Genomic DNA, 25,893 nt, shown 5'->3' with positions numbered 1-25,893 from the left:
TCGACCACACCAGGCATTAAACTTCAAATCTCCTGTAGATTTATTGCAGGAAATTTGAGGACAAAATTATACTTTTGAATGGTCTGAAAAACAGGGGAGCTTACAGCAGGACTGATGAAACCGAAAAGTGTAGGAACTTGCTTTTCAGAAAAAAAATAAAAACGAAAAAAGCCTGTCGTGAATGAACAAGACAGGCTTTGATATTTAGAGAGAATATGTTATGCGTCTAAAATTTTGAATACACCTTTGATACAAATAAATGCACCGATGAACAAAATAATCCATGAAACTAAGGATAACATAGATGAATCGAAGGCAAAACGTAAGTAAGTGCCAACCATGCAAACCAGTACACCAAAAATAATTAATTTATAAATTCCAGCCTGGTTAGCTGTTTTCATGCTTTCTGTATTGTGCTTTAATTCGTTGTTCTCCATAATGTTTATTTTTATGATGCTGCAAAAGTAATACTTATTGCTGAATAATTACATAAACTTAGTAACTTTTTAATCGTTCTAAACGCTGCTTCGCTTTATCCTTATCGCTTAAGTTTTCACCTTGATATAAAGGCTTTTCCCAATCGCCATACATTGGGTTTGGCAAGATAATATATTTTACTCCGAACAGGTTTTGATTTGTATTCACCTGCTCTGCTGTATTTTTATTTTCACGATAAAACACATTAGAGAAATCGCTTAAATTATCACCGCAAAGCATTAAAATATTATGTGTTTCAGCAATTTTCTGGCGGCGTGGTTCTTTATTTGATGTTCCTTTTGAAACCAGTAAATGGGCATCATCAGCATACGGAAATCCAAATTTTTGTAGATTTTTAAGCGTGGCCGAATAATCTTTTTCATCGCGATTGCTTAGGTAAAAAGTTTCGATATTTTTTGAAGCTGCGAATTTTAAAAAGGCTAAAGCGCCAGGAACAGTATCGGCTTGAGCTAAGTTTGTCCATTCAGTCCAATCGGTTGGATTGTAACTTAAACCTTTTTTAATCTCATGTCCTTGAAACGACGAGTTATCTAAAACGGTTTCGTCTATATCTACAATTACACAATTTGGTTTTTTGCTGGTATCTGTCCAAAGTGCTTCTTTTAATGATAAGCGGGCGAAGTTGTACGCCTGAAAACACAAAGCTCTATACTCGCCGCTGGTTTGTTGCCAAAGCACGTCGTTAGTGTAATCTCTTGCCGCGGATTGTGCTTTTACAAAAAACGGTGTGAGCGCTAAAGCAATAAATATATATTTTTTCATCATTTGATTTTATGACGTAAAGGTAAACCCAAAACCTAATAATTTTGGATTAAAATCCAGAATAAACATAATAATTTAGGATTACGAATCTTCGCGTAACAAAAAACCCCTCATCAATTAGATAAGGGGTTCAGTATTTTAAGTCTTTTAGGGAATTTAGGAGTTTATCCGTTCAATGCTGCTGCACCACTTACAATCTCTGTTAACTCAGTTGTAATTGCTGCCTGACGTGCTTGGTTATATGAAAGTTTTAAAGCTTTTAATAATTCACCGGCATTTTCAGTTGCCTTATCCATTGATGTCATACGTGCGCCATGCTCAGATGCGTGAGAATCTAAAACGGCTTTGTATAACTGAATTTTAATTGACTTTGGAATTAACTGCTCAACAATTTCTTCTTGCGAAGGCTCTAAGATGTAATCAACATTTGCAGATTTTGTTTCCGTTTTAACTTCTTCAGCTTTCGGCAAAGGCAATAATTGTTCAGTAGTAATAATTTGAACAGCTGCATTTTTAAAACGATTGTAAACTACCTCAACCTTATCAAAGTCGCCTTTAATAAAACCAGCCATAATAGCATCGGTAATTTTTGTTACGTTTTCGAAAGTTAAAGCTGCAAAAACCTCATTATTATTTCCGATTACATTATAGTTACGTTTCTCGTAAAAATCCTGAGTTTTTTTACCGATTGATACAATGCTTACATTACCATTTTTTAATTGTTCTGAATATTTTTCAGCAATTAAATTATTGGCCGCTTTAATTACGTTCATGTTAAAAGCACCAGCCAAACCACGGTTTGATGATACTGCAACAATCAAAACCTTATTAGGTACACGCTCTTGTATAAAGGGAGATGAAGAACCTTCTAAGCTTGCAGATAGATTACCTAAAATCTCTTTTAGTTTAGTAGCATAAGGACGTAAAGCGATAATTGCATTTGTTGCACGTTTCAACTTCGCCGCCGAAACCATTTTCATAGCTTTGGTAATCTGCTGGGTTGATTGTACCGACGCAATTCGGTTTCTTACTTCTTTTAAATTAGCCATTCTTATTAAGTGGAAAGTATAAAGCTAAAAGTAAAAAGCTTTGAACTTTCTACTTTTAGCTTTTAGCTTCATTAGTATTTACTTGAAATCTCTTTTGCAACTGTATCTAAAACACCTGTAATGGTATCATCAAATTTACCAGCTTTTAAAGCCGCTAAGGTTTCTGGATGACGCATTTCCAATTGAGTTAAATATTCAGTTTCGAATTCTTTTACTTTATCAACTGGTACGCTACGCATTAAGTTCTTAGTACCTGCATAAACAATAGCAACTTGTTTCTCTACAGTAAAAGGAGTAAACTGTGCTTGTTTTAACATTTGTACGTTACGTGCACCTTTATCTAAAACCGATTTTGTTGCAGCATCTAAATCAGAACCGAATTTAGAGAAAGCCTCTAACTCGCGGTATTGAGCCTGATCTAATTTTAAAGTACCTGCTACTTTTTTCATCGATTTAATCTGAGCATTACCACCAACACGCGATACCGAAATACCTACGTTAATTGCCGGACGAATACCTGAGTTGAACAAGTTCGACTCTAAGAAAATCTGACCATCAGTAATCGAAATTACGTTGGTTGGAATATATGCAGAAACGTCACCCGCTTGAGTTTCGATAATTGGTAAAGCTGTTAATGAACCACCACCTTTAACAATGTGACGGATAGATTCTGGTAAATCATTCATCGCTTTAGCGATATCATCATTAGCGTTAATTTTCGCAGCCCTTTCTAGCAAACGACTGTGTAAGTAGAACACGTCACCTGGATATGCCTCACGGCCTGGTGGACGACGAAGTAATAAAGATACCTCACGGTAAGCAACAGCCTGTTTAGATAAATCATCATAAACAATTAATGCTGGTCTACCTGTATCACGGAAAAACTCGCCAATTGCAGCACCAGCAAACGGAGCATAAAACTGCATTGGAGCAGGATCAGCAGCGGAAGCAGCAACAACAACTGTATATGGTAAAGCACCATTTTCCTCTAGTGTACGTACAATGTTGGCAACGGTAGAGTTTTTCTGACCAATAGCTACATAAATACAGAACACAGGCTGGCCTGCTTCATAAAATTCTTTTTGGTTGATAATGGTATCGATACAAACCGCAGTTTTACCAATTTGACGATCGCCAATAACCAACTCACGTTGACCACGACCAATTGGAATCATTGCATCGATTGCTTTAATACCAGTTTGTAAAGGCTCATTTACCGGCTGACGATAAATTACACCTGGTGCTTTACGCTCTAAAGGCATTTCGTAAGTTTCACCTAGGATCGGACCCTTACCATCTAAAGGTTCTCCTAAAGTGTTAACTACACGCCCAAGCATACCTTCACCAACTTTAATAGAGGCAATTTTTTTGGTACGTTTAATTGTATCACCTTCTTTAATCTCGTCAGAAGCACCCAAAAGTACCACACCAACGTTATCTTCTTCAAGGTTTAATACAATGCCCTGCAGGCCGTTTGCAAATTCAACCAACTCTCCCGATTGAACTTTAGTTAAACCGTAAACACGGGCAATACCGTCGCCCACTTGCAACACGGTACCAACTTCTTCCAGTTCGGTTTCTGATTTGAAGCCCGCCAATTGCTGTCTGATAATTGCCGATACTTCGTCTGGTCTTACCTCTACCATAATTTTAATTTATATCTTTTTGTAAATGTAAATCTTGTAATTCTTTTGTTGTTCCAGTCCCGCTTTCTGCTAAATTTTTGATCCTTCGACTACGCTCTGGATGACAAAAATACCGCTGTCAATCGGGTTTATATTATTAAGCCTGTAGTTCTTTCGTTGTTCCAGTAGCCCTCAAATTCAGTTTGCTTTTAAAATCTAAACTTGATACTCAAATCTCGATACTAATGTGCAAATTCCTTTTTTAACTTACTTAATCCGCTGGCAATACTTGCATCAAACTGCTTATCACCAACTTTTAAAATAAAGCCGCCAATTAGTTTTTCGTCAATTTTCTCATTAACAATAACTTCATTAGCACCTAATTCTTTTTTTACAATTGCAATAATTTCTTGTTTAGCAGTTGCGCTTAAAGCGGTAGCAGTTGTGACATCAGCCGTAACAATACCTTTAATTTTATTGTATTGTTCTATAAATTGCTTTGCAGTACTAAATAAAATAGCCGAACGCCCCTTATTAACCACAATTTTAAAGAAGGTTAGGGTTAACTTTCCTACTTTATCAGCAAAAATTCCATTCAAAATACCTGTTTTCTTATCTAAAGGTACAATTGGATTTTTCAATATCGCTTCCAGCTCAGGGGTTTCATCAACCACTTTTTCAAACAAAACCATATCGTTATAAGAATCGGCTAATGCATTATTTTCAACAGCTAAGTCTATTAATGATTTTGCGTATCTGCTTGCAACTTTAATTTCTGACATATTTTTGAGTTGAAAGTTGAAAGTTGAAGGCTAAAAGTTAAAAGATCAAATCCTTAACTCTAAACTCTAAACTTTAAACTTTGTACTTTAAACTTAATTTAATTCAACGTCTTTTAACAAGTTAGCTACTAAAGCCTCTTGCTTAGTTTTATCATCTAATTGAGTACGTAAAACACGCTCTGCAATTTCTAATGATAATGAAGAAACCTGGTCTTTAACTTCTGCTAAAGCTGCTTTCTTTTGGTTTTCGATTTCGATCTTAGCTTTCTCAATCAATTTAGCACCTTCTACCTGAGCTTGTTTTTTAGCTTCGTTTAAGATTCCATCTTTTAAGGTTTTAGCTTCCTTCAAAATTTCATCACGCTCAGCACGGGCTTGTTGCATTAAATCTTGATTTTGGCTAGTCAAACGAGTCATTTCTTGTTTAGCTAATTCAGCTTTGTTAAGCGCCTCGTCAATGCTCTGCTCACGTTCGTGGATAGCCCCTAAAATAGGTTTCCATGCAAATTTCCTAAGTAATATTAATAAGCAAATGAACGCTAATGATGTCCAAAAAACTAATCCTATGCTTGGGGTTACTAATTCCATATTATCTAATTTTTTTAATCTTAATCTTGTTATAAGGCTGGGTAAATAACCAATCGTTAGATACCCAACCTAATTCTTTCAGTTTGAATTATTTAAGGCTATTACCTAATAATGCAACTACTACACCGAATAAAGCAACACCCTCAATAAGGGCAGCAGCAATAATCATTGCAGTCTGAATTTTTGATGCAGCTTCTGGTTGACGAGCAATACCTTCCATTGCTTTACCACCTACTTGACCGATACCGATACCTGCACCGATTACTGCTAAACCGGCACCAATTGCCGCGATTGAACCTACCATAACTAATTTAATTTATATTAATTGTAAAAAATAGTTTTCTATTAATGATGCTCTTCTACTGCCATACCAATAAATAAGGCGGTAAGTAATGTAAAAATAAAGGCCTGTAAAAATGCTACTAACAATTCTAACACATCCATAAATATTACGAATGCCACTGAAACTGGCGCAATAGCTAATGTTTCGAAAATAAATATTAAGGATATTAAACTTAACACAATAATGTGACCAGCTGTAATGTTCGCAAATAAACGAACCATTAAAGCGAATGGCTTAGAAATAATACCAACAACCTCTACAACAACCATTAAAGGCCACAGCCAAAAAGGAACATCAGGCAAAAAGATGTGTTTCCAATAATATTTATTACCGTTCAAGTTTACGATAAGCAAGGTACCTAAAGCCATAACAAACGTTAAAGCAATATTACCTGTTACATTAGCACTACCCGGGAAAATTGGCACCAAACCTAATAAGTTGTTGAAGAGAATAAAGAAAAATGTGGTTAATAGATACGGCATAAACTTTGCATATTTATGGCCAATATTCGGTTTAGCAATATCGTCTCTCACAAAAACAACTATAGGCTCAATAAAAGATTGCAAACCTTTAGGTGCCTTACCAACACGTTTTTTGTAAGAACCCGCAACAGAAATAAACACGATTAAGATAACCAGTATCGCAACAAACATTGCTGCAACATTTTTAGTAATAGAGAAATCTAAAACAGATGCCGACTCGTCAATTTTACCATCAGCACCAACCACTTTAACGTGGTCTTCCTCTAAACGGTAAGTATTATATTTACCAACATAATCATGTTCTCCATGATGAAAGTTGCCAGAAGAGAAAACTTCTAAACCACCGTTAGTATATAAAATAACAGGAAGAGGTAATGAAGTCTGCCCCCAAAGATGCCACATGTGCGAATCTGCAATGTGCTCCATGATTATTTTTGTTGGTTCGAATTTTTCTTTATCGTGTTCTACCGAACCATGTTCGCCAGAAGCAGCTTCAGCTGTTTTGGCAACAACACTATCAACAGGAACTACAGCACTATCACTTTGGGCGAAAGTATCAATTTTGATAGATAAAAACGCGATTAAAAGCGTAAAAACAACAATTACCTTCTTAACTTTAGACACTAAAACTTGGTTACAATCCATTTATTGGCAGATTTTTACTTTAAATTTTGGTGGCGCAAGTTACGTAACAAACAGTATATTTCAAAGACTGAAAACAATAAATATAAAGAAAAAAAATTTAGCAGAAACAGAACCCCAATTCCCTTACCTTTTATACTGTAAATCAACACAAAAGCCATACAAAAAATCATTTTTACTGCAATCGATCCCATAATCGCCATTATTCCAACTTCAGGATCGCGTTTTATACCAATATCAACAAGCACATACGCAATAAAAGTTATACCAGCTAAAAAGCCAAACATTAGCCAAAACTGAGGGATTAATAAATTTACAGAGGGAAATACAACAGGCAACGTAGCTATAATGCCGATAAGGACGCCAACAAAAACTAAATAGAAACTGGTAAATTTGGTTAGGGTCAACGGAATCTTTCTTTATGTTAAAAATTTCAGCAAAGATAAGTTTTTTAAAATCAACTCGCTAACAGATAACTACTAAATTATTGCTTGTGCATTACTTAATTGTTGAATTCATATTTAATAATCAATCAATGTAACAATCACTTCGTTGCTTGCCGAATTGCTTGATAAAGCGCAATGCCAACACCCGCAAGCGCAAATACAGCTGTAATAATGTTGGTTTTACTATTACGATGCTCATCAATTTTATATCCTATAAAGGTAAACAAGCCAATTGTTGCAATCATCTGAAAACCAATAGCCGAATATTTTGCAGCATCATTTACCTTTTTTCTTGTATCCTCTTCTTTAGGCTTTTCCATTTTTTAATGCAATAATTATTTAACTTTGAATAATTAAAATTTGTTGCCAAATAAAATAATTTTAACTAAATTTTGTTTATTGTATATCCACTAACGCGATTATTGATACTTGAAAAAACACACAAACAAAACCTTATCTCCCTCACTTCTTCTTTTAAGCCTGTTATTTATATATGGCTGTGTAGCTAATAAAGATACCGCTATAGACCGTAAGTTTCAAAACTTAACGGCAAGGTATAACTATATCTACAACTCAAATGTTTTACTTACCGAATACAATGAAGGTTTAATACAAACTTATGCCGACAATTATGATAAGATTTTACCTGTTTATTTAGATCCAGAACCTCAGGTATTACTAACATTAACACCTGGTGCCGCAAATAAATCATTAGATGATGTTATTTTCAAAGGCCAGGCCATAATTAACGATAAAAGTTTCAGTAATTATATTGATGATTCTTATATGCTTTTGGGTAAGGCAAATTACTTAAAAGGTAATTATTTTATTGCATCCGAATATTTTGATTATACGGCTAAAACTTATAGCAGCAATCTAAAAACCTTCATTATGGCACTTAATTGGAAGGCAAAAAGCCAAATGCAATTAAATAACATGATTTATGCAGATAAAATTCTGGATACTATGTTACGTGCCCAAGATCAGTTAAAAAAAGATTTAGCAGAGCCTTTGGCTACAACTGCTCAAATGCGTATTTATCAAAAGCGTTATAAAGAAGCTATATTATTGTTAGAAACCGCAATAAGAAATGCGGATGAAAAACAATTAAGAATTCGCTGGCAATATATTTTAGCACAATTACAAGAAAAGGAAAATAACTTACAAAATGCTTTTATAAATTTCACAAAAGTTGAAAACAGTAATGCACCTTTTGAGATGTATTTTCATGCTAATTTAGAACGAATAAGGGTAAAGGCGCTAATAAGTGGGTACAAAGTGGATGAAGATAAAGCTCTACTTTCGCTATTAAAAGATGATAAAAACTTTGATTACATAGATCAGATTTACTATAAAGTAGGTGAACTTTACAACACTGAAGGAAATTTCGGTAAAGCAGAAGAAAATTATCAGAAATCCATTGCAAACAGTACCAGAAATCAAAATCAAAAAGCTTTATCATATTTAAGAATTGCTGATTTAAATTTTAAGGAATTTAAAAATTACATTAAGGCAAAACTGTATTACGATAGCACTGTTGCAATTTTACCTAAAAATTTCCCCGATTATGATAGCATTGTTAAAAAGGCAGAAAACCTGCAATATTTATCCGATCGCTATACAATTATAGCCAAAGAAGATACGCTACAGGCCTTTGCTAAGCTACCTGAAAGCGAAAGAGCTAATAAAATTAAAGATTACTTAAGAGCAAAGGTTGAAGTTGCAAATGTTGCTTCATTAGGTAATCCGTCGCTCGATAATGCTGCTTTTTTAAATCCGAGCTTAAATGCCAATCCATCTAACGGAACTGGCAACACTTTCTATTTTAACAATAATGCAGCAATAAGTAATGGCTTTAGCGATTTCAAAAAGCGTTGGGGTAACCGACAATTAGAAGATAACTGGCGTCAAAGTGTTCGTTCATCAGCACAAGAAAACAATCAAATTTTAGCAGGTGGCAACACGGTTCCCGGAATTTCATCATCTACTGATCCGGATGCAAAAGCTTTAGCAGATCAAACTTCTCTGGAAAAACAATTTACAGAAGCTTTACCTATAACGGCTCAACTTGTCGCCCTATCAAACCAAAAGATTATCGATGCTTACTTTGAAATTGCTAGTTTTTACCAACAAGAGTTAAATGATAAAGCAGAATCAAATAAGGTTTATTTAGAATTACTTAAACGTTTCCCCGAAAATAATCACTTAGTCGCAATTTATTACAGTCTGTATTTAAATTACAAAGGTAGCGAAGAAGGAAAATCGAATGAATACAGGCAACTGGTTTTAACCAAATTTCCTGAATCTAATTTTGCAAAAACTATTCTGAACCCAACTTATTCTGCAAAGCAAGATGAATTAGAAAATGCGATAAATAGGAATTATAATCAGGTTTTCGATGCTTATATAATGAAGGATTATGGAACTGTTATTAAACAATCGAATGAGAATATATCGACATACCCAAATAATGATCTGGCGCCACAATATGCTTATTTAAAAGCAATAGCTATAGGCAGAACTTCAAAAGTTGATGCTTTGCTTACCGAGTTTAACAGCATTACAACACTTTATCCAAACGATTTACTTATAACACCTTTGGTTAAAGACCATCTTAAATATATTGAGGCAAATCTCGATGAATTTAAATTACGCCGGGTTGCTTTGATAGATTTCGATTCTAATGAGCCCCGATTTGTAAGCCAGGCAAAACCGACTGATGTTAAACCAAAACCAATTGAAAACATTAATGCGGCAACCGTAACAAAACCTACTGAAACAGTAACTAAATCTATTGAAAAACCGATAGATGTTAAGACGGACATTACCAAGCCAGCAAGTATTTTCAGCACGGCTACCTCAAATACTTATTATTACGTAGTAAATGTTGAAGATGCTTCCTTAACTTTGAGCTCTTCTAGATTTGGTATTGGCCAATTTAACCGGGGTAATTATCCAGATAACGATTTGGCTCATAAATTGGTTGAATTAGATAATGATCAACTTATATATGTAACTAGTTTTGTTGATTTGGAAGACGCAAAAATATACGAAGAGAGCATTAAAGGCCAATTAAAAAACATAATGAAAGTGCCTGCAAACAAGTATAAAAGTTTCATTATCAGTAAAGAAAATTTCGAAAAACTAACAGATAGAACTCGTATCAACGAATATTTGGAGTTTTACAAAAACAATTATTAAAATGAATAAATCCCTTACAGCTGCCGATATTAAAAGATATAACCTCAGAATTTGGAAGATTGTAATTGGTGGCATAGCCCTATTTGCAATTTTTATTTCTATGATGGGTTTTGGGCTTTTTGGTAGCTTACCATCTTTCAGAGATATCGAACATCCTAAAAGTAACCAGGCATCAGAAATTATTGCTGAAGATGGTCGCACTTTAGGTACATATTTCGTTCAAAACCGTTCGAACGTTACCTATAAAGAAATTTCGCCAAATGTAATTAACGGATTAATAGCAACTGAGGATACCCGTTTTAAAGAGCACTCAGGAATTGATTTTCAGCGTACTTTTACCATAATCGGCTATAACTTAATCGGCAAGAAGCAAGGTGGAAGTACCATTACGCAACAATTGGCTCTAAATTTATTCTCGGAAGAAGGCCGACAAAGAAATTTCTTTAAACGAGTAATGCAAAAATTTAAGGAATGGGTTGTAGCTGTTAAACTCGAAAGAAATTATACGAAGGAAGAAATCATTACTATGTATTTAAATACTGTTGATTTCGGCAACCAGGCTTATGGAATTAAATCGGCCGCAAGGGTTTATTTCAATACCACGCCAGATAAATTATCTGTTCCTCAAGCGGCAACACTAGTGGGCATGCAGAAAGGGATTACCATGTACTCCCCAACCCGCAATCCAGAACGTTCTAAAGCCAGAAGAAATACGGTTATGGCTATGATGGTTAAATCAGATTTATTAACTCAACAACAGTTTGAAGAAGAGCAAGCTAAACCACTTAACTTACACTTTAATGCCGCAACCGTAAATGATGGTATAGCACCGTATTTTAGGTCGGTTTTAAAAAATGATATTAAAAACATTTTTGAAGAACAGGGCATTACAAAACCCGATGGTACAGCTTACGATTTAGATAGAGATGGTTTAAAAGTTTATACCACCATTAATTATGAAATGCAGGAGTATGCCGAAGCTGCTCAGAAAGAATACATGAAGGTGCTGCAAGCCCAATTTATAAATAGTTGGAAAGGCAGAAATCCTTTTAAAGATAAAGCACTACAAATTGAACAAGGCGTTAAACGATCCGACCGTTATAAATCTGCTAAATTAGAAGGCAAAACCGACGAAGAAATTAAAAAAGAATTTAATACACCAACCGAATTAACCATTTTTACCTGGAAAGGGAACGTTGATACAACGATGAAACCAATCGACTCTGTTCGTTATTACAAAATGCTTTTACGCAATGCAATGATGACAATGGACCCAACAAATGGCTATGTTAAAGCTTGGGTTGGAGGAATTAATTATGAACATTTCAAGTATGATCAGGTTAAAATGGGAACCCGTCAGGTTGGCTCTACAGCAAAACCCTTTACGTATGCTGTAGCTGTAGAAAATGGTTTTTCACCATGTTTAACTGTACCTAATGTGCCGGTAACCATAGAAGGCTACGGAGAACCTTGGACACCCCGCTCATCGGGTACACCACTACCAGGTGCAATTACATTACAAAAAGCTTTAGCGTACTCTCAAAATTATGTTACCGCATATTTAATGAAGCAAGTTGGCCCCGTTGCTGTTTCAACACTGGCGACTAAGATGGGTATTCCGAATGTACCAGCATATCCTTCGATAGCTTTGGGCACTTTTGATTCATCGATTTATAATATGGTCGGTGCTTATGGTGCTTTCGCAAATAAGGGAATTTATACGCAGCCCGTTTATCTATTAAGAATTGAAGATAAGAATGGCGTTGTTTTGTTTTCTCAAAAACCCATACCAAAACCTGTTATGAGTGAAGAAGTTGCTTATGTAATGACTCGAATGCTTAAAGGCGTTGTTACAGGAGGAACTGGTGCAAGACTAAATTATAAATACAAAGTAAATGCACCCATAGGAGGTAAAACAGGTACTACACAGAACAACTCTGATGGTTGGTTTATGGCAATAACACCACAGCTGGTAACCGGAATCTGGACAGGTTGTGAGGATAGAGCTTTTCACTTCATAAGTACGAGAGATGGCGAGGGTGCAAATACTGCGCTACCCATTTTTGCTGGTTTTATTAAAAGAGTTTACGCTAATCCGGGGTTAAAAATAAGTCATGCCGATTTTGAAGCCCCAAAATCTGGAGTTTCAATTGTATTTGATTGTAACCAATACCAAAAACAAGAAGAAGGCACAACAGAGCTTGATGAGAAGTTAGGCTTTTAGGTTGCGTAAAGGATAGAAGTGTAAAACCCGTAGTGCCGATTCTTCATCAGCTTGAGGATTTGAAACGAATAGCCTGACCCCTTGCCGTAGCTGGGGGCACACCCAAATCCTTTAGAGCAATAAGAATCCACTAGCTGTTTAGGCAACGATTTCCCTTTCTATTATTATTTTTGTAATTAATGAGCAGTTTCGACCATAAAACAGCCTTAACGGCAATTCCCCATAAACCCGGCGTATACCAATATTGGGATGCGGATGGCAAGCTCATGTACATTGGTAAAGCAAAAGATTTGCGCAACCGCGTCGGCTCTTATTTTAACAGTGATAAAAACCAATTCAACGGTAAAACAAGGGTTCTGGTTTCGAAAATTAGAAAGATAACTTTTACTATAGTTGATACTGAAATAGATGCCTGGCTGCTTGAAAATAGCTTGATAAAAAAGCATCAGCCAAAATTTAATATTAATTTAAAGGATGACAAAACTTATCCGTGGATTATTGTTAAAAACGAAAACTATCCAAGAATTTATTGGACAAGAAAAGTAATTAAAGACGGTTCTACCTATTTTGGCCCTTATGGTTCGATTGGGATGATGCACACCATTTTAGATTTAATTAAGGAAACTTATGCTTTAAGAACCTGCAGCTTGCCTTTAAACGATAAAAATATTGCAGAAGGCAAGTTTAAAGTTTGCTTAGAATACCAAATCGGAAACTGTAAAGGCCCATGTCAGGCTTATCAAACAGAAAGTGATTATGATAAAAACATTGGCGAGATAAAGGAGATTTTAAATGGTAAAATTGGCAATGTAATTCGCGATGTTAAAAATGTTATAAAAAAAGCATCCGAAGACCTGAATTTTGAAATGGCGCATCAATACGCCAGAAGATTGGAAGTTTTAGAGAAATACCAAAGTAAATCGACCGTTGTTAATAGCGCAATTACGAATGTTGATGTGGTGAGTATTGCATCTGATGAACGTTATGCATTTGTGAATTACCTTAAGGTGATGAACGGAACGATTATTCAAACGCAAACTATAGAGGTAAAAAAGCAGCTGGATGAAAGTGACGATGAAATTTTAACTTCGGCTATGCTTGATTTCAGAACGAAATTTAGCAGCACATCAAGAGAAATTATTGTTCCTTTTGAACCATTGCTTGAGGACGAGAGTTTACGTTTTACCGTTCCAAAACTTGGCGAAAAGAAGAAACTTTTAGAACTCTCGCAAAAAAATGTATTATTCTTTAAAAAGGAAAAGCTAAATCAATACGAAAAATTAAATCCAGATTTACGTACCGATCGCATTTTAGCAACCATGCAAAAGGATTTGCGTTTAACGCAATTACCTCAGCACATAGAATGTTTTGATAACTCTAACTTTCAGGGAAAATACCCGGTTTCGGCAATTGTTGTTTTTAAAGATGCTAAGCCGTCGAAAAAAGATTACAGGCACTTTAATGTTAAAACTGTTGAAGGCCCAAATGATTTTGCTACAATGGAAGAGGCGGTTTTCCGTCGATACAAACGAATGCTAGATGAAAACACACCGCTACCTCAACTTATTATAATTGATGGCGGTAAAGGGCAGCTATCGTCTGCTGTGAAGAGCTTAAAATTATTGGGCATCGAAAATAAAGTTACGGTTATTGGCATTGCGAAAAGGCTTGAAGAATTATTTTATCCTGGCGATTCATATCCTCTTTATTTGGATAAAAAATCAGAAACGTTAAAGGTGATTCAACAATTACGTGATGAGGCCCACCGTTTCGGAATTACCTTTCACAGAAAAAAGCGAGATCAGGGAACTTTAAAAACCGAACTGGAGCAAATTCCTGGCATTGGTAAAACTACTGCCGACAAGCTATTAACCCAATTTAAATCGGTTAAAAAGATCAAAGAAGCAACGGAAAAGGAGTTGGCAGAAGTGCTGAATAAAAAGCAGATCGTAACGCTTCAGGAATATTTTACCCCCCAACCCCCTAAAGGGGGAGCTGAAAACCCTCTTTAAATAAGACTTGCAAAAATGTAGGCAATTTAAAAGAAAAGCGTCTTTAATTTTATCTTTCACAAAAAAAGGAACCAATAGAAATTGGCTCCTTTTTTATGCGTTTTATAAAGCTCCCTTTAGGGGGTTGGGGATTAGTATTCCCAAAGTCCTTGTTCGTAATCAAGAACTGATTTCTTAATTCTTTCAGATTCCATTAATCTTTCTCTTGGATCCGAAATAATATCTCTTAACTTATTATCACCAGGATTAGATTCTTTAACAATGTAGCTGCTAAATAAGCGGCGAAGGAAAAAATCATCGAAGCTTAATGAAGATGCATCATTATTTGTGTTAATTAATCTTTTATGTGCAATGATAGGTCTTAATTCGTCGTAACTAACCCAAAAAACAGGCTGCCATTGTTTAGAAGACTCTATAAATTTCATTGGTGCAATACCTACAATACGTGGTTCGAAAATAGAGCGTTTAACATCAAAAATCCAGTCTTCTTTAATTCTGAATTTTAAGAATGAATCTGGATTAAGATCGTTAGCGACAGTTTTTACTGTACCAGCTTTAGAATCGGTAACCTCTACTGTTCCGGCAGCTTGCATAAGTGCGGTATCAGCCGTTAGTGGATTTGTAAAAGCATCATCTTCATTGTTTAAGGTATCAAATGGCGAATACGCAGTAAGCTCTTCTGATTTTACAGCCGAGATTAAAACATCAATTAACCTTGATTTAGGAGATTTAAGTGCGGAATTAACGGTATCACGAAGATCAATCTCTCTCCAGATACGTTTTGCATAAAAAACATCTTCCTCACGCACATCAGCAAAAGGCACCATTTCAGTACTATCTATATCCTTACGGGCATAAAAACCATCTTTTGGTGGTACTTTTAATTTCTTTTTAACCGTTAACTTTTTAGTGCTATCAACAGGTGTAACTGTATTTGCAACAGTACGATTTGGAGTTGTAGCTGCACCCTTCTTTTTAAGAGGTGTTTGTGCAAATACAAATCCAGTTGATAAAACTAATACAGCAATGCTTAAAATCCTTTTCATCTTATTTTTATTTAACTGAAAATGCTATCGAAGGCAAAACATTCTGGCGACCATCTGGTCCGACAGAAACAATATCTTCAAAAAATACCCTCGTTCCCGGAGTGATCGAATTTATAGCAGTTCTAACAGCACCTGCGAATCCGCCGCCGCTACCAGAAATTGTAATAGCATCAGAACGTGGTTTTATAATTGTTAATTTATAGCGTTGAATTTTGAACTTAACATCAAATGGAAAATCATCTAAGTCTGCTTCAATTTCAGATTCACTCTTCAATTGCACTGATGCAATATCGCCACCTGCTCTGCCACCAACTTTAGCCGTTGGTTTCGGAATAGCTTTCACCCTGAATTTCTGTGAACCAAGGCTAACGCTTTTACCTGCATTTGATGCTGTGACATTAATTGAAATTTCTGAGCCAACCTGAGAACCGCTAGCAAGAACATTATATTTACCAGCACCCGTTTTACTCATCGAAGCACCAGAGGCGCTTGCATTAACACTTTCTAAAGGGAAACCAGCTGCCGACACCGAAAATGGATTCGGAATACCTGCATAAATAACGTTCATCTTATCTGATGAGACATTAGCCGAAGGTTTCGCAACCTGATAAGTTTGTTCAGGAGTTTTGTATTCTTTAATTTGTCCATCAGTTTGACGAATACGAACCGTTCCTACCCATTTGAAAACCCCAACACTACCAGTTCCACCAGTGTAAGTTCCTTTACCCTCTCTAACTGATAATTTACTTCCGCCAACAGCGATGTCAGGATTTGATCTTGAATCACTTGCTGTTAAAAATACCTCGGCGGTATATGGCTGGCCCTGGATAACATACGAAGTTGGTGCTACAGCAACTGCAGCAAATTTATCTATGTTAACAACGGCTTTATCCATATTTCCGAATAATTTTTTAACTACTTCAGCTTCTGCATTTTTAGTGTCGGTTTGAAGTTTTGTCAAGATTGTCATTGCAGCGGTTAAAGGTGTACCTTCACCAAACAATGTTTCCTGCCAGTTTCCTTTTCTTTTTCTAACCGGGTCCTTAGCTTCTAGTGAAAAAGTAACGCCTTCTCTATCCTTTGGATCTAATAAAGAAATTAGTTTTTCGCGAGTTGCATTAATTTTTGCTTTTAACTTCTCACCTTCTTTTTTATTAATCATTAAATTAGGAGCAATATCCTGATTGTCACGATTAGTCAAATCGCCAGTTTCAGGATTAATTCCATCACCAGCTATGGTAAACTGTTTTTTAATACCTTCGATATAGTTATTCAAATCATCAGCTGCAGCTTTTGCTTGTTTAGCCTTATCGTAGATTGGCTGAGCACGAGCTGGTTCTTCTTTAAGTTTTGAATTTTCGAAAGAAGAAAAAAGCTGATCTATCCCTGTATTAACGTTGGTTTTTGATGTATCCAAACTATCATTGATATTCTTGAATGCATCTAATATTGTATCTGATACGTTTAGGGCTAGCATAGCTAACAATACCAAATACATGATATTGATCATCCGCTGCCTGGTTGTTTCTTTTCCGCCTGCCATTTTTTATGTAGCTTTCTATTTAAAATTAAAAACTAAATAAATTATACGCGTGGACTGTTCATAGCCGATAGCATATTTCCATAAATCGCATTAAGCGATGATAAGTTTTTAGCTAACTTGTTCACTTCTTCTTTAAACTGTTTAGAATCTTCCATAGATTCGTTAAAGTTTTGCATGGTAAGTGATAAGTTTGAATAGAATTTATTCATCGATTTTAAATGTGCACTCGAATCTTGTAATTCTAATTCGTAAACTGCATTTAATGCGGATAAGTTTTTAGCTAAATTATTTACCTGATCGTGATAAGCCTGAGAATCTACATTGCTCTCGCCCATTGCTTTTAAATTAGCTGTTGCTTTTTCAAAAGATGCGCTCAGATTATCAAAACCTGCGGAAGCAGCTTTTACTTTATCAGTAAACTCATTTGTTGCTAATGACGCGTCTGCAACGTTTGATATAGAAGCTACCTTATCACCAAATGTACGCAAGCCATTACCCAAACTTTCGATTAATTCTGGACCTACTTTCGCTTCAGATAGCATTTTATCTAAAGCTGCCGTATTAGGTGAAGAAACTGCAGCTGCAACTGGTCTAGCTGATGCTGTAGGCAATTCGCCCTTAAAATCTTCTCTTAATTCAGGGTAAACTCTCTCCCATGCTGGTTCTGGTTCAGGAGGGAAGAAGCCAGTTAAGAAGAATAAGATTGCCTCCACACCAAGACCTATACCAATCATATAGTTACCTAATATCCCGCCGATGTGCAAAATTTTAAATAATGCCCCAATAATTACAATACTTGCTCCCCATGAAATCGCTACGTGTAACCAGCTTGGTTGTTTCTTTGCTGCCATAAAATTTTAATGTTTTTCTTTAGTTTTTAGTTGTTTGGGTTGATTTAGTTTCTCAAGTCAGTTCCCGGATAAGCCGAAACGCATCTGAAACCGATGTAAGATCTTTGTTGGTCTTGATATTCGTAAGTTGATACTGCATTTTGAAGAAAATATCCGGTGTCTTTCCACGAACCACCTTTAACCACTTTACGCTTTAAATATTTACTGTCGTTTTTACCAGCAACATAGGTAAAATTCGGATTTAAATCATGTAGTAAAGGACTAGCCGATTTGTTGTAAGCCGTTTTAGTCCATTCTGCAACATTCCCAGACATGTTATATAAGCCGTAATCATTAGGGAAATAGGATCTTACGCCAACTGTGTAAATACCACCATCACTTGAGTAATCTCCACGACCTGGTTTAAAGTTAGCCTGCAAACAACCTTTAGTGTTTCTAATGTAAGGACCACCCCAAGGATATTTAGTTTTTGTATTCCCTCCTCTGGCAGCATATTCGAACTGTGTTTCAGAAGGCAGATCATAGTCCATGCGAGCATTTAAAGGCATTTTTCTAGCTGAAGCAACACCTTGGTAAAGTTGCGTGCGCCAGTGTGAAAAGGCTTCAGTTTGCTCCCAGCTAACACCAACTACAGGATAATCATCATATGAAGGGTGATTAAAATAACCACGAACCATTGGGTCATTTTGAGAATAAGAGTAATCTGTTTTCCAAACCATTGTATCAGGATAAACAGCAATGGTATATCTATCTATGTAATCCTGACGTTTACTATTGGGATCTTTGTGCCCCAAAGCAGCTTTATCTAAGTTTAAGATTCCGTAAGAATATTCAAGCTTACGAACATCAATTTCCTTTCTGCCAGGCAAAGCATCTAAGCCTGAATAATACATATTATCTAATTGGCTTGCATTTGCCGCATTAGCGCCTTTACCTTTACCACTCCAAATTGCAGAACCATTACCAACTTTACGCCAGTCAATATATTTTTCGCCCCCAACTGCATTTGCAGCAGCACCTTTCGGCGTCATCATAAATTGCTGTGGATTACCCATCATGACAATTGCAATAGAATCGCGAACCCATTTTGTAAACTGACGATATTCTGCGTTTGAAATTTCTGTTTGATCCATAAAGAATGCACTAATAGTTGTCATTCTACTGGGACCAGACTGAGAGAAAGTAATATCCTCGTCAGAACCACCCATTGGAGTGTGCCCTGGTGGGATATAAACCATACCTAATGGTATACGTTGGTTTTTAAATTTACGATTGTAAGAGCCAACTAGTTCGCCTTGGCCTCCATGACCACAGCTAGCAAGTAATACAGTTACAGCCATTATAGCTAGAAAGTAGATTTTCTTCATATATCCATTATAGTGTACAAAACACAATTAGCAGTTGTATCAAAATTCAATTAAATAAACAACAAAAGCAAAAAATTTACACGAAAACACCTTTATTAGGGTATAAGATTGCTTTTAAGGCAAATTAAACCTAATATTTTCGTTACAACATATCGAGTTATTCTGTATAACTTAATATCATGCAATTTATTGTTTGTTCAGGAAAAAATTAAAGAGGGAATCTTTATTTATTAGAAACTTTAATGTAATTCTCTATGGCCATGGTCATTGAAGGCACACCAGGAGTTGGCGCAGCAATATCAACAATCAAACCCATATCAGTAGCAGCTTTACTTGTATTAACACCAAACGCTGCAATTCTTGTATTATTTTGTTTAAAGTCTGGAAAATTTTTAAATAACGATTGAATACTAGAAGGACTAAAGAAAGCAATTACATCATAGAATACTTCCGCAAGATCAGACAAATCACTTACTACAGTCTTAAATAATACTGCAGGCGTAAAATCGTAGCCACTTTTCTCTAAAAATTTCATGGTATCTTCAGTAGCCATGTCAGAACATGGATATAAAAATTTCTCATTAGCATGCTTTTTTAACACTTCTGCTAAATCAGCTGCAGTTTGTTTTCCAAAGAAAATTTTGCGTTTTCGATACTGTATGTATTTCTGTAAATACAAAGCTATTGTTTCAGAAAGACAGAAATATTTCAACTCAGCAGGAACATCGTAACGCATTTCTTCGCATATTCTGAAGAAGTGATCAGCCGCATTTCGACTAGTAAAAATAACTGCTGTAAAATCAGCTAAATTGATCTTATCCTTCCTGAAATCTCTTGCAGGAACACCTTCAACGTGAATAAATGATCTAAAATCAACTTTAAGGTTATGCTTTTTAGCTAAATCGTAGTATGGAGATTTTTCTGTTTCAGGTTTCGGTAGAGTAACTAAAATACTTTTTACTTTACGGATTCTAGAGTCGTTCTTTTCTTGCATTTTCCTTGTTTTCTGCTACAATCCTATCGTTTTAATTAGTATTAAAATAGGACATATTTCGAGGGCGCAAAAGTACAAAAATAAATGCATTTTGGAAAACTTATTATTGGAAAGAATTGTAATACCTGCTCTGAGCAATTGAAAAGTAAAAATAATCACTAGAAGTAAAACTGCAATCGCAATATAAATTACCCCATACTTTAGCGGAGATAAGGCAAAAGCTACAACTAAAGGAATAAACAATAAAGAAGCGTTAAAATAACTTAGATAAAGTATAGAAATATACTCATTAACAGGGCGTTGAACATCAAAAAGAAAACCTAAAAACCTTAATATAATAAGTTTTAAAGCATAAAATATGATGATAATTATAGATATGCTGAAGAAGAATTTAAATCCATCTTTAGCCTGATACATATCATAATATTGCGCTACGAGGAAAAAAAACATTCCTAAAATGAATCCGAATTGTATAAATAGAAGTAGAAACGGCCACGAACTGAACAGGTTATCTTCTTTATTTATATTATTTAAAATCCGGTTACTAAAAAAAGATTGAACGATTGCAGATAATTGCTTTGAGAAAGCATTTTTTAGAATTGCAAAAACAACAAGCATAATAAAAATAAAGCCCAACAGCCAAACATTCCCTTTTGGTATAGAGCGGCCTAACTGATAGGGATTTTCTTTCTTTTTATAGTTTTGATATTTTTTCTGCCAAGCCAGTATATCTAATATTGGAAAAATGTATTCCTTTTGAAGACTATCTAACAAAGCATTTTTATTAATCATACTATCAGGCAAAACCCAGGTATGACGAATAATAGAGTCAGTTACAAATTTCTGCCTAACAAGAGTAGCAGAATCAACTCTATACCTCCTGTATTGATATTTATTAACTACAGCCGTATCTCGTTTAACTTGGATTTGCTGCGCTGCAGCAAAATTTGCAGTCCATAAAACTGTTAAAAGAATAAAAATAAATTTCGGCATGCTGTGAATTGAAGATGCAAAAGTAATTGATTAATCATGGTTTACCTAAAGAAAATACATGGTTTTAGCATATCATTTATTCATCATAAAAATCCATACGCCTGGAAACTATAATTTACTTAGCCATTGGAAGTTCCATAAAAAAAGTTGTGCCAATATTTTTAACACTTTCAAACCAAAGTTTTCCTCTGTGGGCTTCTACAATTTGCTTTGATATAGCTAGCCCATTCCAAATCATGTTTCTCCAGCAGTACCACTACGCTTACCGAGCTCATTCATACTAAAAATATATCTTCCAATATCTTCAGGAATTCCGACACCATAATCTTTTACAGATACAACAACCTTTTTTGAATCAACTTGCATGGCAACTTCAATGTTGGTGCCAGAGGGACTAAACTTAATTGCATTAATATTAAAATCAGGATCAAGATTAGTGCAAGCTTCGCCAATTATCTCTAAACTCCTTATTACTGCTCTAGATAAAACGGGATCCTCAACTACAATTTGTTACCTTTATCTTTTGTAGAGTCTAGCTCAGAAGAAATTTCGTCAGAAATATGCCTAAGCAATTCAATATTAGATGGCAACATATTCAGTTTCTTTTAAAATATGTGGACCAATATATTTATTTAACGATTGGGGGGGGTTACTAATTCGACCCTTCTACCTAATAAATCTTCTAAATAAGAACACAAATCAATATAACTATCATAGCTCTTTTTACTGGCTTCAAATTCTACCAATAAATCAACATCACTATTCTTTTTAGGGGTACCATTTACAAAAGAACCAAACACGCCTAGCTTGTTAACGCCAAAAGATTTAATCTTGCTCGCATTACCTAAGAGTTTACTAAAAAGCGCTTGCTTATTTTGAATTTGAATATCCATATACAAATTTAGTATATTTTTGATATAATTGTATTGGGTTCTATTGATGTAATAAGGTAATGGTGTCTGGTAAAACAATTCGAACTAGCTTTTGCTAGCTCGAAAATTCAATTTGTTACTTACGGCAATTTTGGGCCGTTTAAGTTTAAGCTTAAATCATTTCCCTAACCCGTCAAATGCTGGCATTTATTTAAACACTTAATTTTTATGACATTAAAGAAAAACTAACTTCATTATCTTTGGCGGATGTCCGTAATCGAATACTGCACTAAATATCTGATAGTTAAAATCAATAAGTAACAAATAAGTACATTAAACTATGTCAAAATCATTAAGAAAAACAAAAATTTTTGCCAATGTTGCTACCTGACCCTGATTATAATGTGTCGTCTATAAAATTTACAAATTCCAATTAGAAGGAACAATGTACTTTTCGTAGAAGTGAAGACTTTGCGAAGTAAGTAAGCCATAACAACACGTTCTATTTTCCTTGTCCTCTATTTTTCCGATTAAAATCTTCAAATTTTTATTTGGTATTCACTCTATCGGTTATATACATTTATCTTAAGAAAACTAGAAGGTAACAGCATATTTCATAAGGAAGAACCTCATCGAATAGCAAAGAGAACAGCTGATGGTATTCATTTTTAAAACGGAAAGTAAATTACAAAAACTTAATATATATAAACATTTTTAATGCATTATAGAACTTAAATTTGATGTAAAAATCTAATCATTAACACTTAATCAAGAAATTATGCTCAAAGAAAACAATCTTAGTTTTTGTAACTTCAGGCACTCCATTAATCTTTGTTTGTTGTTTTTGCTATTTGTTGTGTCATGTAAAAAGGAAAACAATATTTCTGATGAACCGGAAAAAATCAAAAGGTCTGTTCTTTCAAAAAACAGTATTGATTACATTGGAAGACTAAAAGAGGTTAAGCAACAATTTTATGCAAGAAATTTAGATACTGCCCTTAAATCCAAAGTAGACAAAAAACTAGAATGGTTACCAGACTGGGAAAATCCTAGATCAGAGATTATCAGCGATACCGTTTCATATATATTTTATCCACTTTACGCCTATATCAAGAAAGATGGAGTACTTATCAAAGGTAGAGAAGTAGGTTCACGAACCTATTTAATTATTAAAAATGAAAAAGAATATTTTAAGGGAAGATACTTTTATCAATTATCTGATCCACGTGATCCTCGAAATTTTAGAGAACTTGATCTTACCAACTTTAGTGGGAATCTGCTTCTTGCAAACCTTGAAAATAATCAATCCTTTATTATAGATTATAAAAATGGGAAACCAAGCGATGCATATCGAAAAAAAGGAGAAGCGGTATTAAAAAAAATTGGTTTGAATCGCCCCATACTTTCTTCTATTCAGACAATCTGTAATAGCTACATGAAAAACTGCGTTTATTACACATACGGATGCGGAACATTTGAATATCATTTAAGTTATGATTGCCTGCGTCCATCGGATTGCGATGCCTCGTGTGGTTGCTCTACTTGGGAATTGGGCGACTACGAAATAGAAAGAGTTTGTTACGATGTTTGGTTTCCAGATCCACCAACAAATCCTGAAACACCTAACGACCCACCAAACAATGGCAATGGTGTTCTGCCAGATGCACTAACATATGAAGATATGAATAATGCAACAATAATTGACGATGGGGTAAGTGATATAACGGATATTGACAAATATTTAGACTGTTTTAATGATGGAAAAACAGCAGCCTTTTATAAAATGACAATTTTTATAGATCAGCCTGTTGCTAATTCGAACAAGCAATCCCATGGACTACTTGTCGCGCCAATCGGCAATCTAACGCTTGACATATATGGCCAGACATTTGATGTAGGTCACACCTTTATCTCTTTCCAGAAAGTTAACACTGATGGCACACAAGTTCAGCAAGTATTAGGTTTTTATCCGGGTGGTAGTGGTATATATTCGGATGGAACTATAAAAGACAACAGCGGCCATTCATATGACGTTAGCTATACAATGGATGTCAATTCAATTGAATTTACTTCTGCACTAGCACAAGTCAGAAATGATTACTTTAATAATGAGTATAGTGTTCTTAATTATAATTGTACTGATGCCGGACTAAAGTGGATGAATGCGGCAGACGCAAATTTTTCAAGTGTATCAAGAGGAATATTTAATAATACTCCTGGAGACTTTGGACAAGCCTTGAGAAATAATCCTGATGCGGATGGAAATCCTGGAATAGCTCCAAATAGTAAGGGGCCATGTAATTAAGAGTTAAATGAAAAATATAAAAATATTTCTTTTTCTAATGATTTTGGCTAGTGTCTTTTCTGGCGTTAAGCTAAAAGAATGGGCGTTTCTTTTCCAATTTGAATTTATAGATTTTCCCACAGGAATGATTGGGAAAGCGGACAGTTGGGACATTTTAAAGTGGATAATTCTTTTGATTTCTCACGCAATAATATTCTCACTACCTTTTAGAACAAGTAGCAAAAGCTTTAAGAACAATTTAATTTTTTTTCCAGCTGTATTCATAGTTGTATTTTCATTATTTAGCTTAGGCTTTTTATTACTTCTTATTCCATTTATTTTATTTTGGTTGATATCTCTTTATTTAACAAAAAAAGCTGGTCAATAAAAAAAGTCCGTTATAAAGGAGAGGAATGACGATTGTTTGGTTCCTCTCTTTTAATTTTTGCATAAATTGTTCATTTTTGAATTAGACCCAGACGCCAACAAATTCTCTGATTTGACTATTGCTGGTAGTGCTGACTATCTTGTTACCAACGACAAACATTTTAATCCTTTAAAATTAATCGATTTCCCTAAAATCAATACTGTTTGATGAGTTTAAAAAATAATATTAGATTATGAATAATAACTACAATTTTCATTCAACCACTTTTCCATTCTTATTTTCAAACATTCTTCATATTGAATAACTGGCTGGTTTGGGAAAAGTTCTTTTATAAGCTTCTCAATTTTCGATTGCGTTCTTTCCAAAACAATTTTTTTATAACCTTAATATCAATTAATAAAAGTTCGATCTTAATTTCAACTTCCTTAAGATTTAAAAAATTCCATTTAAGATATTTCAACAGGTCTGGATTATCAACTAATTCTTGGTGAACGACCGGAATGTGTCGAATATTTTTTGCTAAATCATTAATTCTAAAATCCAAAAACCAATTTTCAAAATCCAACAAAGCATAGTTAAGCACCTCAGAATGCCCAAAATCATCATAAGCTGTAAAAATATTACTTGGAAATTCAGTTCTACCCGTTAACTTGTACGCTAGGGTCCGATGATTTCCTGCATTTCAATGGTAATACCACTTCTCACATAATAACTTATCTCCATTGTATCAATTGGCAATTCCAAGTTATTAACTATTGTGAAGATAGCTCGAGCAGTCACTTCAGGGCGGGTTGCCCCCAATGTCATTAAGTTAAGTGTTTAAATATCTGATTACCAACTATTTGACTTGTTTTTATGGGTTTATTTTCTTATATTTAACTTATAACCAATTAGTTAATGT

Annotated in this window: 25 protein-coding genes; 5 read left to right on the top strand and 20 right to left on the bottom strand. The window is 34.8% G+C overall.

What is annotated here, in order from left to right; genetic code table 11:
• Positions 1 to 218: 218 nt before the first annotated feature.
• The 10 genes from ACFOUY_RS10845 to ACFOUY_RS10800 all read right to left on the bottom strand — a co-directional run bounded on the left by ACFOUY_RS10845 (position 219) and on the right by ACFOUY_RS10800 (position 7,537).
• Complete coding sequence (locus tag ACFOUY_RS10845; RefSeq protein ID WP_378960600.1) at positions 219 to 437, bottom strand: hypothetical protein; 219 nt, start codon at positions 435 to 437, stop codon at positions 219 to 221.
• 58 nt (positions 438 to 495) lie between these two features.
• A complete protein-coding gene (locus tag ACFOUY_RS10840) occupies positions 496 to 1,263 on the bottom strand; it encodes a 5'-nucleotidase, lipoprotein e(P4) family (protein WP_378960599.1) in 768 nt (255 codons plus the stop codon).
• A 161-nt stretch (positions 1,264 to 1,424) separates the two neighbouring features.
• Positions 1,425 to 2,309, bottom strand: a complete 885-nt coding sequence (gene atpG / locus ACFOUY_RS10835; RefSeq protein WP_378960598.1) for an ATP synthase F1 subunit gamma — start codon at positions 2,307 to 2,309, stop codon at positions 1,425 to 1,427.
• Between the two features lie 71 nt (positions 2,310 to 2,380).
• Positions 2,381 to 3,955, bottom strand: a complete 1,575-nt coding sequence (atpA, locus tag ACFOUY_RS10830; protein WP_193424190.1) for a F0F1 ATP synthase subunit alpha — start codon at positions 3,953 to 3,955, stop codon at positions 2,381 to 2,383.
• 221 nt (positions 3,956 to 4,176) lie between these two features.
• Complete coding sequence (atpH, locus tag ACFOUY_RS10825) at positions 4,177 to 4,716, bottom strand: ATP synthase F1 subunit delta (RefSeq protein ID WP_378960597.1); 540 nt, start codon at positions 4,714 to 4,716, stop codon at positions 4,177 to 4,179.
• Between the two features lie 93 nt (positions 4,717 to 4,809).
• A complete protein-coding gene (locus tag ACFOUY_RS10820) occupies positions 4,810 to 5,304 on the bottom strand; it encodes a F0F1 ATP synthase subunit B (protein ID WP_378960596.1) in 495 nt (164 codons plus the stop codon).
• 88 nt (positions 5,305 to 5,392) lie between these two features.
• Complete coding sequence (gene atpE, locus ACFOUY_RS10815) at positions 5,393 to 5,608, bottom strand: ATP synthase F0 subunit C (protein WP_055912908.1); 216 nt, start codon at positions 5,606 to 5,608, stop codon at positions 5,393 to 5,395.
• A gap of 41 nt (positions 5,609 to 5,649) precedes the next feature.
• Entirely contained in the window at positions 5,650 to 6,774 is a 1,125-nt protein-coding gene (gene atpB / locus ACFOUY_RS10810) for a F0F1 ATP synthase subunit A (protein ID WP_378960593.1), read from the bottom strand.
• Positions 6,775 to 6,788: 14 nt separating this feature from the next.
• A complete protein-coding gene (locus ACFOUY_RS10805; RefSeq protein ID WP_378960591.1) occupies positions 6,789 to 7,178 on the bottom strand; it encodes a hypothetical protein in 390 nt (129 codons plus the stop codon).
• Positions 7,179 to 7,315: 137 nt separating this feature from the next.
• The gene (locus ACFOUY_RS10800; protein WP_378960590.1) at positions 7,316 to 7,537 is read right to left on the bottom strand and encodes an AtpZ/AtpI family protein; all 222 of its coding nucleotides are present in this window, start codon (positions 7,535 to 7,537) and stop codon (positions 7,316 to 7,318) included.
• Between the two features lie 109 nt (positions 7,538 to 7,646).
• Here ACFOUY_RS10800 and porW point away from each other — a divergent pair, with 109 nt between their 5' ends.
• The 3 genes from porW (at position 7,647) to uvrC (ending at position 14,654) form a co-directional block, all read left to right on the top strand.
• On the top strand, positions 7,647 to 10,418 hold the full coding sequence (gene porW / locus ACFOUY_RS10795; protein WP_378960588.1) for a type IX secretion system periplasmic lipoprotein PorW/SprE: 2,772 nt from the start codon (positions 7,647 to 7,649) through the stop codon (positions 10,416 to 10,418).
• A gap of 1 nt (position 10,419) precedes the next feature.
• Positions 10,420 to 12,642, top strand: coding sequence for a transglycosylase domain-containing protein (locus tag ACFOUY_RS10790; protein ID WP_378960587.1), 2,223 nt, complete (start codon positions 10,420 to 10,422; stop codon positions 12,640 to 12,642).
• 179 nt (positions 12,643 to 12,821) lie between these two features.
• Positions 12,822 to 14,654, top strand: a complete 1,833-nt coding sequence (uvrC, locus tag ACFOUY_RS10785) for an excinuclease ABC subunit UvrC (RefSeq protein ID WP_378960585.1) — start codon at positions 12,822 to 12,824, stop codon at positions 14,652 to 14,654.
• 131 nt (positions 14,655 to 14,785) lie between these two features.
• Here the strand turns inward: uvrC and porN are convergent, their stop codons facing one another.
• From porN to ACFOUY_RS10740, 9 genes are all read right to left on the bottom strand, one after another.
• Positions 14,786 to 15,700, bottom strand: coding sequence for a type IX secretion system ring subunit PorN/GldN (gene porN, locus ACFOUY_RS10780; protein WP_378960583.1), 915 nt, complete (start codon positions 15,698 to 15,700; stop codon positions 14,786 to 14,788).
• Between the two features lie 7 nt (positions 15,701 to 15,707).
• The gene (gene porM / locus ACFOUY_RS10775) at positions 15,708 to 17,243 is read right to left on the bottom strand and encodes a type IX secretion system motor protein PorM/GldM (protein WP_378960581.1); all 1,536 of its coding nucleotides are present in this window, start codon (positions 17,241 to 17,243) and stop codon (positions 15,708 to 15,710) included.
• Between the two features lie 41 nt (positions 17,244 to 17,284).
• Entirely contained in the window at positions 17,285 to 18,094 is an 810-nt protein-coding gene (porL, locus tag ACFOUY_RS10770) for a type IX secretion system motor protein PorL/GldL (protein ID WP_378960580.1), read from the bottom strand.
• A gap of 44 nt (positions 18,095 to 18,138) precedes the next feature.
• Positions 18,139 to 19,461 (bottom strand): T9SS ring complex lipoprotein PorK/GldK, encoded by a 1,323-nt coding sequence (gene porK, locus ACFOUY_RS10765; protein WP_378960577.1) that lies wholly within the window; start codon positions 19,459 to 19,461, stop codon positions 18,139 to 18,141.
• 223 nt (positions 19,462 to 19,684) lie between these two features.
• Positions 19,685 to 20,455, bottom strand: a complete 771-nt coding sequence (locus ACFOUY_RS10760; protein ID WP_378960575.1) for a uroporphyrinogen-III synthase — start codon at positions 20,453 to 20,455, stop codon at positions 19,685 to 19,687.
• A 15-nt stretch (positions 20,456 to 20,470) separates the two neighbouring features.
• Positions 20,471 to 21,448 carry a DUF4271 domain-containing protein gene (locus ACFOUY_RS10755; protein WP_378960573.1) on the bottom strand — a complete coding sequence of 326 codons (978 nt, stop codon included), beginning with the start codon at positions 21,446 to 21,448 and terminating at the stop codon, positions 20,471 to 20,473.
• Between the two features lie 115 nt (positions 21,449 to 21,563).
• Positions 21,564 to 21,686 (bottom strand): ATP-binding protein, encoded by a 123-nt coding sequence (locus tag ACFOUY_RS10750; RefSeq protein WP_378960571.1) that lies wholly within the window; start codon positions 21,684 to 21,686, stop codon positions 21,564 to 21,566.
• The gene (locus ACFOUY_RS10745) at positions 21,683 to 21,853 is read right to left on the bottom strand and encodes a hypothetical protein (protein ID WP_378960601.1); all 171 of its coding nucleotides are present in this window, start codon (positions 21,851 to 21,853) and stop codon (positions 21,683 to 21,685) included. Before ACFOUY_RS10745 ends, ACFOUY_RS10750 begins: the two co-directional genes overlap by 4 nt.
• Positions 21,854 to 22,080: 227 nt before the next feature.
• Positions 22,081 to 22,341, bottom strand: a complete 261-nt coding sequence (locus ACFOUY_RS10740) for a nucleotidyltransferase family protein (RefSeq protein ID WP_378960569.1) — start codon at positions 22,339 to 22,341, stop codon at positions 22,081 to 22,083.
• 757 nt (positions 22,342 to 23,098) lie between these two features.
• On the opposite strand from ACFOUY_RS10740, the gene ACFOUY_RS10735 reads away from it, so the two are divergent.
• Entirely contained in the window at positions 23,099 to 24,625 is a 1,527-nt protein-coding gene (locus ACFOUY_RS10735) for a hypothetical protein (protein WP_378960567.1), read from the top strand.
• 7 nt (positions 24,626 to 24,632) lie between these two features.
• Complete coding sequence (locus ACFOUY_RS10730) at positions 24,633 to 24,992, top strand: hypothetical protein (protein ID WP_378960565.1); 360 nt, start codon at positions 24,633 to 24,635, stop codon at positions 24,990 to 24,992.
• A gap of 328 nt (positions 24,993 to 25,320) precedes the next feature.
• On the opposite strand, the gene ACFOUY_RS10725 is transcribed toward ACFOUY_RS10730, so the two are convergent.
• On the bottom strand, positions 25,321 to 25,557 hold the full coding sequence (locus ACFOUY_RS10725; protein WP_378960563.1) for a hypothetical protein: 237 nt from the start codon (positions 25,555 to 25,557) through the stop codon (positions 25,321 to 25,323).
• Positions 25,558 to 25,893 lie beyond the last annotated feature (336 nt).

Source organism: Pedobacter jamesrossensis, assembly GCF_042650905.1.
In the GTDB taxonomy this organism is placed as follows: Bacteria; Bacteroidota; Bacteroidia; order Sphingobacteriales; family Sphingobacteriaceae; genus Pedobacter; species Pedobacter jamesrossensis.
This window is presented reverse-complemented; position numbering and strand designations above follow the sequence as displayed.